Origin of the sequence: Myxococcus sp. CA033 (genome assembly GCF_013336625.1) — a bacterium.
Classification (GTDB): Bacteria; Myxococcota; Myxococcia; order Myxococcales; family Myxococcaceae; genus Myxococcus; species Myxococcus llanfairpwllgwyngyllgogerychwyrndrobwllllantysiliogogogochensis.
Genome location: NZ_JABUMU010000023.1, coordinates 1 through 11054 on the forward strand (window position 1 = coordinate 1; position 11054 = coordinate 11054).

At 67.1% G+C, this 11054-nt stretch carries 11 protein-coding genes; 3 read left to right on the forward strand and 8 right to left on the reverse strand.

Translation table 11 applies throughout. From position 1 onward, the window contains the following. The first annotated feature begins 393 nt into the window (after nucleotides 1–393). The gene (locus HUA78_RS35575; RefSeq protein WP_174478204.1) at nucleotides 394–696 is read left to right on the forward strand and encodes a hypothetical protein; all 303 of its coding nucleotides are present in this window, start codon (nucleotides 394–396) and stop codon (nucleotides 694–696) included. 32 nt (nucleotides 697–728) lie between these two features. Here HUA78_RS35575 and HUA78_RS35580 read toward each other — a convergent pair whose 3' ends face one another. The 7 genes from HUA78_RS35580 to HUA78_RS35610 form a co-directional block, all read right to left on the reverse strand. Continuing rightward, a complete protein-coding gene (locus HUA78_RS35580; protein WP_254624076.1) occupies nucleotides 729–2042 on the reverse strand; it encodes a M91 family zinc metallopeptidase in 1314 nt (437 codons plus the stop codon). Nucleotides 2043–2112: 70 nt separating this feature from the next. Further along, the gene (locus HUA78_RS35585; protein ID WP_174478206.1) at nucleotides 2113–2544 is read right to left on the reverse strand and encodes a hypothetical protein; all 432 of its coding nucleotides are present in this window, start codon (nucleotides 2542–2544) and stop codon (nucleotides 2113–2115) included. Continuing rightward, complete coding sequence (locus HUA78_RS35590; protein ID WP_174478207.1) at nucleotides 2541–2822, reverse strand: hypothetical protein; 282 nt, start codon at nucleotides 2820–2822, stop codon at nucleotides 2541–2543. Before HUA78_RS35590 ends, HUA78_RS35585 begins: the two co-directional genes overlap by 4 nt. 159 nt (nucleotides 2823–2981) lie before the next feature. Further along, nucleotides 2982–3428 (reverse strand): lipocalin-like domain-containing protein, encoded by a 447-nt coding sequence (locus tag HUA78_RS35595; RefSeq protein WP_174478208.1) that lies wholly within the window; start codon nucleotides 3426–3428, stop codon nucleotides 2982–2984. 56 nt (nucleotides 3429–3484) lie between these two features. Further along, entirely contained in the window at nucleotides 3485–4327 is an 843-nt protein-coding gene (locus HUA78_RS35600; RefSeq protein WP_174478209.1) for a hypothetical protein, read from the reverse strand. 193 nt (nucleotides 4328–4520) lie between these two features. Beyond that, a complete protein-coding gene (locus HUA78_RS35605) occupies nucleotides 4521–5780 on the reverse strand; it encodes a PKD domain-containing protein (RefSeq protein WP_174478210.1) in 1260 nt (419 codons plus the stop codon). Nucleotides 5781–5800: 20 nt separating this feature from the next. Beyond that, nucleotides 5801–6649: a hypothetical protein gene (locus HUA78_RS35610; RefSeq protein WP_254624077.1), complete on the reverse strand. Its 849-nt coding sequence runs from the start codon at nucleotides 6647–6649 to the stop codon at nucleotides 5801–5803. Between the two features lie 106 nt (nucleotides 6650–6755). On the opposite strand from HUA78_RS35610, the gene HUA78_RS35615 reads away from it, so the two are divergent. Next, nucleotides 6756–7826: a hypothetical protein gene (locus HUA78_RS35615; protein WP_254624078.1), complete on the forward strand. Its 1071-nt coding sequence runs from the start codon at nucleotides 6756–6758 to the stop codon at nucleotides 7824–7826. 245 nt (nucleotides 7827–8071) lie between these two features. After that, entirely contained in the window at nucleotides 8072–9685 is a 1614-nt protein-coding gene (locus tag HUA78_RS35620; RefSeq protein WP_371745740.1) for a cell division protein FtsK, read from the forward strand. A gap of 46 nt (nucleotides 9686–9731) precedes the next feature. On the opposite strand, the gene HUA78_RS35625 is transcribed toward HUA78_RS35620, so the two are convergent. After that, a complete protein-coding gene (locus HUA78_RS35625) occupies nucleotides 9732–10973 on the reverse strand; it encodes a hypothetical protein (protein ID WP_174463362.1) in 1242 nt (413 codons plus the stop codon). Between the last annotated feature and the right edge of the window lie 81 nt (nucleotides 10974–11054).

Consider the following 11054-nt stretch of genomic DNA (forward strand, 5'->3'; position numbering starts at 1 on the left):
AAAAATCAACTTCGTCGGCTCCGTGTCCGTGACGAGCGCAGGGACGACGTCCACTTCGGCTTCCTCGTCCTCGGCTGCTGCGTCATGCTCTTCCGAAGCCTCTATCCTCACATTTGATAGAGGCTCTAAGGAGGCAGTTGAACGGACAGGCCCCTGGGGCCAGTTGTCAGGGATGGCCCAATGATGATTCGTTGCGGCCCGGGTCGCCCGTGCGCCCCACAGGGGGAGTCCATGATGCGTGGCAGCCAGGTGCGTTGCGTCCTTGAAATGGGCTGTTGTGTCTGGTGTTGCTGATGAGTTGCTCCGGGCCGGTCCCCGAGCCCGGCCCCGTGCTCCCCGCCACGCTCGACGGTCATCAGCGAGACCGCGGCGCCCCACTGCGCCATTTCACGCGTGCGCGTTCGCAAGGACGACCGCTTCCCCACGGAGCGCCAGTCCTCTCCATCGGGAGCGGAGATCTCCTACTCCGTCGCCTCGGACTGCAGGCTGTGCGGTGAAGGGGGCTGCCAATCGAATCCCGCGCCCACCTGGCTGGGCGTGCCGTTCGCGGTCGGGCAGAGCGAGACGGTGGTGGACCTCTCGCCCTCCAGAGGAGCTCAGCTCTGCTGGAAGGCGACGGTTCGCAGTCCGAACTTCTCGTGCCAACCGGAGATCTTCAACGTGGACGTGGGCTACGAGGTCAGCCTCGTGCCCTGAGCCACGGCCTCCTCCGCGTGACGCCTCGCCCGTCAGTACTCCGGGCGGGGCGTCAGCCCGAGCTGCTCCCTGAGCTTGTTCTCGGTGGGGTGCGAGGGCCGGATGTCGGGCGTGCTGGCGTCGCCGTCGTGGTCATAGGGCAGCCCCACCGCGGCCAGCTCGCGGTTGTTCACGCCGTCCGTCTCTCCCGGTGCGCGCGTCCCCGTGGCGTAGTTGTAGCCATGCACCAGCTCGTGGAAGAGCGTGGTGACGGGGGGCTTCACCTGCCAGGACTCGTCCCCCTCGTAGTACTCCGTGTCGGTGGGATTGTATTTGATGGTCGCGTCCGAGCCCGGCCCCGGCGTCCCATCGGGCCTCAACCACGAGTCGTCGTCGTTGGTCGGAGAGGCCGAGTCTCCACCCGAGGTCTCCCGGATGGTGGTCGACCTGCCACTGGCATCCAGCCCCGAGAGCAGCTCCCGTCCCACCGGGAGGGATTCCAACGCCTCCAGGTCCGACTGCACACGCGCCTGGAAGTTCGCATCCCCCTTCACCGTCACCGACGTGCCCACGTCCTCGCTCAGGTCCACCGTGGTGACGGTGTCCTGGCGCGAGCGCGCCACGGTGTCGTTCTTCTGCGAATAGACCTCATCGCGCCCGGAGCCGCCGTCAATGGCATCCTTGCCGGCCCCTCCCGCGAGCACATCGCTCCCCGAACCGCCGGCCAGCGTGTCATTGCCCCGCCCGCCAATCACCTGGTCCTTGCCAGAGTCGCCCTTGAGGCTGTCATCGCCACGGCCGCCATCCAGGTAGTCCCGCCCCGCCCCGCCGCTCACGGCATCATTGCCGCCCAGGCCATACACCACGTCCCGGCCATCTCCGCCCCGGATGGAGTCATCACCCGAACCACCCTGGAGATAGTCATCTCCCTTTCCGCCATGGATGGCCACGCCCGTCGTCACGTTGACGTCCACGGTAATCTTGTCGTTTCCGTCGCCGCCCTTGATGACCACATTCCCGGCCTGCTCCGCCGTGAGCTGGATGGTCGAGCTCCCGCTGGTGATGGTCAGCCCGCCCTTGGGGCCCTGGGAGACGGTCGCCGTGTCGTCCCCCGCGCCAAGGTTCACCACCGTCCGTCCGGACCTGTCCTCGCTGACGGTCGGCGGGGTCGCGCTCGATTTCGCGCGAGGCGCGCCCGTCAGGTCCGGGCCAGGCCTCCGCTGCGCCGCATCAAAGGAGTCTCGCGCGAAGGAACTCGCCGGCTTCGCGGCCTGAGGGAGGACCGGCTTCGGCTTCGCCAACTCGGCCTTCGGCGAGGACAAGAACGGCTTGGCGAGGACCTTCGCGGCGACCTTGGTACCGGACATGGAGGTGCTCCTCAGGGACGGAGAGACCTCTCCTACGGCGCGAGCATGAAAGCGGTTACACCCACGCACTTCAGGGCTGGCGGGTCCAGGGGTAGATGCGATAGCCCTGCCCGCGCGGAAGATGCTCGATGGTGACGACATGGTCCTCCGTGCCCGTGTGACGCGCGCGGTAGATGACCGTCTCGTCGCGTCCCGCGTGGTGCTGGAAGACCCCTTGGAGTTCGTCGCCATGGACGACCCGGTAGCCGGCCCTGGAGCCGTCGATACCGTCGTCGAACTTGTATTCGGAAGACTGTCGTTCGAGGCCCTCAAACACCTCGGTGACCCAGGCGCGAGTCATCCCGCAAGCGTACCCGGCTGGAGAGCACGGGTCATGCGCGGCGAGACGCCGGACGTGCTCGTAGCAGGAGTCTCCCGCGAGGGGCGGCGTGACGGGCTCCTGCTCGGCGTGACACGCGAGCAGGAGCAGGCACAGCGGAAGGAGCGCGGCGCGCCGGCTCAAGGAGCGCAGTAGGCGATGCGCTCCTGGGTGTAGCGGCCCCGCTGCTCGCCGAACTTGTTGAGGATATCGGGGCAGTCGCAGTACTCGCGGCCGACCTCGATGTTGTTCACGTACCAGTAGCGGTTGAAGGCGCGCGTCCCGTCACACGCCCAGATGAGGGCCTGCTCGGTCGACTCGATGACCTCCGCCCCGTCCACGGACAACTCCTCGGGTGCACCACCACAACCACTCAGGACCAGCGCGACGACACAAGCCAACTTCGCGGGCTGCTTGAACATTTTTCGGCTCCCATCCAGTGAAGGTATCGCCGAACGCATCTATCACAGGAGCAACTGGATTTCGAGCCAGTCTTGTTCTCCCCGCGTGAAACATATCCAGGCTCACGCGACGACAAAGCCGCCAGGGCAAGAATCCCTGGGGCTCCGCCGCCACGGGGCTCAGGTGGACGAGGGCGTCAACCTGCGCCATTCCAGGACGACCACGGCATGGCTGCCCCCAAACGCGAGAGGCTCGGTGCGAAGGAAGAGCCGATGGCCATCCAGGACGGCCTTGCGTCGCTGCACAGTCCCCATCCAGTTCGGAAAGAGGCTGCCCTGGATGTGGTGAGAGACCGTGTCCGTCTCCTCGTCGACCTCGTAGGTCCCGAAGTACACGGCGGCTCCGTCCAGCGCGGCCTTCGCTTCCTTCTCCTGGCTCCCCAGCAGGTCCGCGGACTGGAAGCGGGCGCGGTCGCCCCGCATCAACTGCACCGACATGTTTCCATGTTTGTCATACATCAACATCCCCAGGAGCTGATGCCCGAAAGGATGGGCCCTGCTGCCATCGGGGAGGAGGCTCGCCAGGGATACGAGCTGCCAGGTGCCGACAAGTCCATCCTTGAGCATCGGTTCATCTCCTGCGGGGAAGGTTGAACGGCCATGCGGGCTGATTCAGCGGCGCCTCATCCATGCGAGTCGGGTCGCGCCTCGAGATGAAATGCAGCCAGGTGCTTGCCCTGGCCATTCTCCGCGGTGAGCTTGAACTGGCCGGCCGCTTCGGCGATGCAGTTGAACAGCATGGGCTCCCCCGGGAGCGGCACGTCCTTGCAGGTGGCCAGACACTTGCTGATTCGATAGGCGTCGAAGCCAGGGAAGTGACGCAGCAGTGAGAACGCATTCCCCGCCAGGAGGGACAAGGGACAGAGCGCCCGCACATCGAAGTGGCCAGCGAAGTCCTCGCGGGGAAACCCCTCCAGCCAGGCCCGCAGCACCTCACCGGGCTTCGTCCATTCCAACTTCATCGGCCTCACGGGGTCCCTGTAGGGACTGGGCTGACCAGGGGCCCGCGCGGCCACCGGTGCCGCATCAGCCCCCTTGATGGCCACGAACGCCGACTCGGGGAGGGCAATGCACTCCCCATCCATGACCGCGTAGCGCTCGCCATTCTCCGTGAAGCACGTCGTGGTCGCCTTGAAGTAGGGGAACTGCTTGCGCTGTTCAATCCGCTCCACGCGCCCCACACAGTGAAAGGAGCCCGACGTGGTCGCCTGGATGGGGAACACCTGGAGGTCCGCCCTGGCGGCGAGATAGTAGTGCCTGCCCTGACTGGGATTCGCCGCGGCACAGGTCAGCACCCCGTGGACCGCCAGAGTGCGAAGCGCCTCCGAACAGCTCATCAACGTCGTTTCGCCGTATCGCTGCTGCTCCGGCTTGAAGCGACTGTGCAGCACGCCATTGTCCACGACCAGGTCGTAGACATGGACATACGGCGCGGATTCCCCAATGAGGTCGAGTAGATTCGCCATCGAGTCCAGCCTTTCGTGTTCACACCCTGTCATTGGCAACATGTCCAGGAGGTGCATCTCAAGCCAATTGGACTCAGGTCGAATGCGACATCATTCCCAGACAAGCCCACCGCCCGCACTCTGCGGGCAAGCGAATGCCACGCATTGGCCCGCATCGACAAACACGCCTACGGGACAACGCGTATGCTGTCCGCTACTTGAGGGGAAGCCGCGCCTCGACGGAGGGCGCCATGGGCGCGGCCTCTCTTTTGAAGGAGGCCCACGACAAGGAGACCGCCTTACCGGCTTCGTCGCGTCCGTGGAGGACATCGACGACCCGTTTCACGGTCACCGCCAGCTCGGATGGGCGCACCGTGACGAAGCCCCGGAGGCCGCCACGGCCCGTCTCCGCCTCCACCGTGATGACCTCTCGCCACGGGAGCGTGTAGGCGTCCACCTGGTCGTTCCAGTGAATCATCGAGCGCTCCACATGCTCCCAGGTGACGACGCCTGGCTCCGGGACTTCGACGGACACCTCGCTCCGCCACTCCTCCGCGCCCACACGAGCGCGTGACAACGCGAGCGTCGCCGGCAGCGGCTCATCGGAAGGCGGCTGCCCGCGCACACTCACAAAGGCGGTGGCGCTCAGCGCGGCCCCTTCGCCCCGCCCGGCCAGGAGCCTCACCGTGAAGGTCCGGACGTCCAGCGCACGGGTGTCATAGGCATGAGTGACTTCGGGCCCCGACGTGAACGCGGTGCTGCCGTCACCGAAGTCCCAGGCATGACCGGACAGCGACTCGGACTCCGCTGAGACGGCACGGAAGAGGAAGGCCCCATTGGCGCGCTGGATGATGTCGACCCGCAGCTGGCCCTCCTCTCGCGCGGCGCCGTCGTCGTCACAGTCACGGACCTCGATTCGGAGCAGCTCCTCGGCCAGGACGCCCACACGCCGTCCGCCCAGGTCCTTGCACACCTGGAAGCGTACGAAATAGGTGCCCGGCTCGGCGGGCGCGCGCCACTGGAGTCGAGCCCCTGGATGCAGCTCCGCCGCCGCCTCCCTTCCCGGCCACACCCAGCGGTAGAGGGCACCTGACTCCGGCGCGCCCCCCACCCTGCCCGCCAGGGAGACCTGCCCACCCGCACAAGCCCAGGGCCGGTCCATCTCCAGGCGCTCGATGAAGGTGCTGGAGGCGAGCACCACCCGCTCCTCGTTCAGCGCCGCCGACAGGGCCTCTCCGGAGACATTGGCGGGAATGGGCGCCGAAGCCGCACGCGCTTCGCGGACCTCGGGAGCCCGAGGTGCCACCACCGGCGCGCTCGGAACCTCCGGCACCGCCGTCTCCGGGCGCCGGACCTTCTCCACCCCACCGTCACGCGCGGGGAGCACCACCGCCAGGACCAGCAGCAGCACGGCGACGCCCGTGACGACGGCCACGCGCGTCCGAGAGCGGACTCGAGGAGGTTCGAGCGACATGCGTCGACTTCCCGGTGGCGCTAGAAGCCGAAGTCGTTGAGGTGCCGGAAGTACCCCTTCGAGTTCGGCCGGTACCACTGGTCATCCCAGCCCTTGAAGTCGACGTCGTCGAGCAACCGCTCCGTCTTTCCGTTCAACACCACGGAGTTGATGAGCGGAACCCCTGTCGACCCCACGTTGCGGGACACCAGCGGCGCGGACGCCGTGTCCAGGTACTGGGCCACGTGACGACTGCAGTAATCCTGGGCGAAGCACCCGCTGTCACAGGTGGCGAGGTTGTTGTACGTCGCGTGTTTGTCCTCGGCGACGTACAGCACGGGCCAGCCACGGTAGGCATTGCGCGCGTCGCGCGTGTCGTATTCGAGCTGCTCGTACGAATACCAGGCGGACGACTCACACACGCTCTTGCGGTGCGCCGACAGATAGACCCAGTCGAGATACCAGCGGCCCCCGGAGTAATGGACCTCGAAGATCTGGAACTCGGGGTCGCCGTCGTGGCCGGTGGTGACGCCCGTGTCCTCGAAGAAGGTGTCCAGATAGAAGATGCGCAGCGTCCGCGTCGCGAAGCCCTCGCTCTTCACCGCGAAGTAGGGACGGCGCTCGTAGCCACTCTCTCCCGTGTCGAACCAGAACAGCGGCATGAACCAGCGCGCGACCTGCTGCTCACAGTCGTCATTCAGGCCGTCCCGGTCCGCGTCCGTCCCCGTGCCCCAGCAGTTGTCGCCGTAGGGGATGACGGACAACCCATCCGCGCGCGCCCCCGTGGACGCGAAGGCGAGCAGCAGGCCCAACGACACGGCGACGCAGCGCGCTGCGCGAGCACCCGGGCGCCCCGCCCCACGTCGTTCTCTCGAAGGACTTCGAAGCATTCTCTGCCCACCTGGAAAGATATGAAAGACTCACTTCATACCCTTCCAGGAGGCGGTGCAACACATGGTTCTCACCCCAGGGATTTCTCGTCGTGTCTTCTCATGGATGAATCGGGGCCTGCTGCTCGGAGGCATCCTCACGGGCTGTGGCGGCACTCTGGAGTCGGATGGCGCATTGGAGGCCCAGGCCCAGGCACTGGCCTATCCCAGCGGCGCCAGCAGGACGGTGGTGTCGCGGCGCGTCGTCTACAAGAACGCCTCGGGTGCCTATCAGGCGGCGGCCGGCTTCGAGCACTTCCGCGCGGCGGGCGCCTCAGACGGCACGCTCCACGACATCCGCATCGCGGAGGCGGATGCACCTGGCGTGCGAGAAGCGCTCGTCGTCATGTCGGCGGGCCAGAAGATTTCGAGCAGCGGCCACTCCAGTGGCGTCACGGGGCAGTCGTCGAACTGGGATGCGTCCTGCGACAGCGTCTCCTGCCCCAACGTGAGTCTGGACGGCCGCTCACTGGCGATGAAGCTGGACACCCTGGGATGGTTTCCTCGAGGGAAGACCTGGCTGGCCCTGGTCAATGACAGCAACTTCAACCACCTGGACGACAGCGACACGAAGCAGCGCATCGTCAACGGGTTCGTGGGCTGGCTGCAGGCCCAGGTCCGTCCGGAGACGCGCTCCATCTATCTCGCGGGCAGCTCGCGGGGTGGATGTCTGGTGATGCGCCTGGCCCAGGCGCTTCGCGCGAACACGGCGCTCGACGGCATCAACATCTATGTGTCGTCGTTCGACGGCGTGTGTCGCAACAGCCAGGACGAACTGGGGACCTTCGACAGCAAGATCAACAACCCCGTGCGGCCCTGGGGCACCTTCTATGGAGCGTGGGCCACGAACCTGACCGCCCAGTTCCCTCGTCGCGACCGGCTCCACATCTTCCATGTGGTGGGAGGCCAGGAGGTCGCCCCCGCCACGGGCATTCGCGCCTTCTCCGGGTATGCCGGCGCCACGCCGCCGTCAACGGGAACGAACCTCGATTGGGGTTGGTACAAGCAGACCTGGGTGAAGTGGAAGCACAAGGAGATTGGCAACCCATACACCGAGCCTGGTGCATCCGAGCAAGCACAAGTCGTATCGGAGACCATCGACGCGCACCTGACGTGGCTCGACGCACGCATCCCCTGAGTCGCCGCCTCGCGCACCGGGTCCCGGCGACTTGACAGGAGGACCGCTGTTCCCTGCACTGCCCTCATGGCCGCGCCTCGTGAATTCCCATCATCCTGGGCGTCTTCACCGCGTTGGCGACGGTGCTGGCACACACCGTCGCGGCACCAGCTGCACGGGTAACCATCGAGGCGTAAGGTGTAGGGCCCGGAGCAAGGCCCAGGTGTTCCGAGGGGCGTCGGGCTCGAAGTCGTGAGGGAGGCGTCGTGCGCCGTTCTCCAATCGAGGTGACTTTGCTGGGACTGATGACCTGGAGCCTGCTCTCCATCGGCGTGGGATGCTCCGCCCTCGCGGCCACCGAGGAGGACGGCGCCCTGGACGACTCCAGCGCCGCCATCGCGGGCGACACCATCCTCTTCGTGGGCAACAGCTTCACCCACGGGCACGAGGAGCCGGCCTATTCGTACAACAAGGCCGCGGTCACCGACACGAACGGCTCCGGCGTGGGAGGAATCCCTGGCATCTTCAAGAAGCTGACCGTGCAGGCGGGCCTCTCGTTCAATGTCAGCCTTGAAACGGCCAGTGGCCAGACGCTCGGCTGGCATGCCTCCAACAGGGCCGCCATCATCGGCCAGCCGATCTGGACCGCCGTCGTTTTGCAGGAGCAGAGCACGACGCCGCTGCCCACGGCGCGAGGCGGCGCCCCCACGGCCTTCACGGACGCCGCGCGCACCCTGCTCTCACTGGTGCTCTCCAAGAACCCGGCCGCGAACCTGTTCCTGTATGAGACCTGGGCCTCGCCCACGGGCGTGGGCACGCAGGGCTACCCGAGCGGCACCTCGGGGCTGCAGGCGATGCAGACGGACCTGCGTGATTCCTACTTCAAGGCCTCCCGGGACCTGGGCTTCACGGGGGTCGCCCGCGTGGGGGAAGGCTTCCTGCGCGCGGTGGACCAGGGGCTGGCCGACCCGAACCCCGCGGATGGCATCTCCCCGGGCATGTTCAATCTGTGGAGCGCGCAGGACAGCCGTCACTCGAGCAAGTACGGCAGCTACCTGTCCGCGGCGGTGCTGTTCGCCAGGGTGACGCAGAACGACCCCCGAAGTCTGGCCACGGGCGCGGGCAGCGCGGCGGCCGAGCTGGGCATCAGCGCCACCGACGCGGGCAACCTCCACCGCATCGCCCATGAAATCACGACCCAGGCCGAGCCTCCCGTCGGAGGAGGCCCCACGCGCCTTCCCGCTACCCGCGCCACCTTCACGGGCGCGGTGACGGCGGGCACTCCGGCCGTCCTCACCGGCGTGGCCCAGTTGGCGTCGCTCACCACGGCGGAGGGCACCTTCACCCAGCTCGTGGGTGCGACGGCCCAGGGAATCACCGGCGGCAACACGCCGAGCGCCGTGGGCACCGCGCCCGCCAACGCCAACGTGGCCGCCTCCGGACTGGGCATCCACGACGGCGCGAACAACGTGGGCACGGGCCACTTCCAGTTCGGCACCGCGTTCACCGCGAAGACGCGCTTCTTCATCGTCGACAGCACGACGACTTCCACCACCCTGGGCGACAGCGTCACCGTCACGCTGGTCAACGCGTCCAACCAGCCCGTGGGCGGCTACTCACTGGCGCTGCTCGCGAGCGACTTCACCCCTTCCGCCGCGGGCACCACGTCCACCGCCCTGGCGACTGTCTCGTACACGAGCGGCGTGGGCAGCATCACCGGCACCCCGCCCGGCACGGTGCAGTCCAAGCTGGGAGCGGTGTCGTTCTCCCTGACGGACCTGGGCGTGAGTGACGTCACGAGCGTCAGCGCCGCCACGGGCCTGCGGCTCTCCAGCGCCACGCTGGACCCGAACATCGTCGGGCTCTACTCCGTGCCTTGAGCAATGAAAGCTCCAGGCGTTCCTCCAACCCGCCGTCACGTCCGAATCAAGAGCCCCACACCAGGTGGAAGAGAGCCTGGCGAGGAGCCCGCGTGGAGTCGAGCGCGGCTTCCAGTGGAAGGAGCGCCTCCTCGGCGAAGGGGTCCTCCTGGTGGATGAACCCCAGGTCCAGGTCCTCCAGCTCCAACAGCGTCTCCACGGCCTCGGCGAGAGCATCAGGTGAGTCGAACGCGCGGACCTCATGCTCATCGGCTGGAACCAGCGTGTCGATGAGGAAGCGGCGATAGCTCACCAGCGTATCCTGGACGCGCTTGTCGAGAGGGACGCGCGAGAGACACTGTTCGAGCCAGGGGATATGGCTGCGCAGGCTGCCGATAAGCACCTGGTCATGTTCCCCTGTCCGCCGACGCGCCTCGGCCCAGAGAAACCAACGGCCGAAGTCGAGCTGCGCGGCGGGGAGCCGAGGAGAACGGAGGGGCTCCAGGTTGCGCTGGACACGCCCCGCCGTCGTCAGCCGGACAAGAGGGCCGTCCATCGTGACGAGTCCAGCGGAGCGCAGGCGCGCAAGCAGCGCGGACACAGACTCGACCTCGGTGAAGAGCCCGTCATAGGACTCCTGGAGCCGGCCGCAGTCAGGTTGCTCGTGGACCGCGTCGAGTGCGAGCTCCACCTCCGCGTCCTCCACCCAGGGGCCGCGACGACCTTCCGCGTGAGGACAGCCACGCACTTCGACCCCTTCCGGAACGGCGAGGGTGTTTCGTCGGGCGGGGAGGTTCTCCTGTCCCACGGACACGCGGCGCACGGAGGGATGGGGAAAGGCGTCGAACACAGGACGTGCCCCCAGCAGGTGAAGCTCCTGGAGATGGGGCGTCGCGGCGATGAGTGCATCCCGCACCGTGTCGCTGACCTGCACACCGGGGCCGCTAGGGATGAAGGTGAGCTGAACCAGCCAGGGCCGTGGACGGCTCGCCAGTCGCGCCAGCGCCTGTTCATCACCGCGCACCGTGTAGCGCCGCACGAACGCCCCCAGCGGACTGTCGAGCAGGCCCGGAGGATGGAAGCGGTCATCGCGAAGCGCGTGGATGAAGCCATGCTGGACGAGGTGTCCCGCGCGGGCCGCGAGCGGCTCGCCCAGCCATTCCGCGAGCAGCGCCTGTCGTCGGTGCCGCCAGCCCCGGTCCTCGGGCGTGGGGTTCAGGTCCAGGGCCATCAGCTCGCCACGGGGGTCTCCCCGTTGCTGGAGGAGGTCGGCATGGACGGCCAGGGTCTCCAGGCGCCAGGACGTCACGAGTGACTGCTCGAGCTCGCTCCATTCACTGTCGGATGGCGGTGCCGGAGAGGTGCCATGACGAGTCATGCCTTCAGTCTC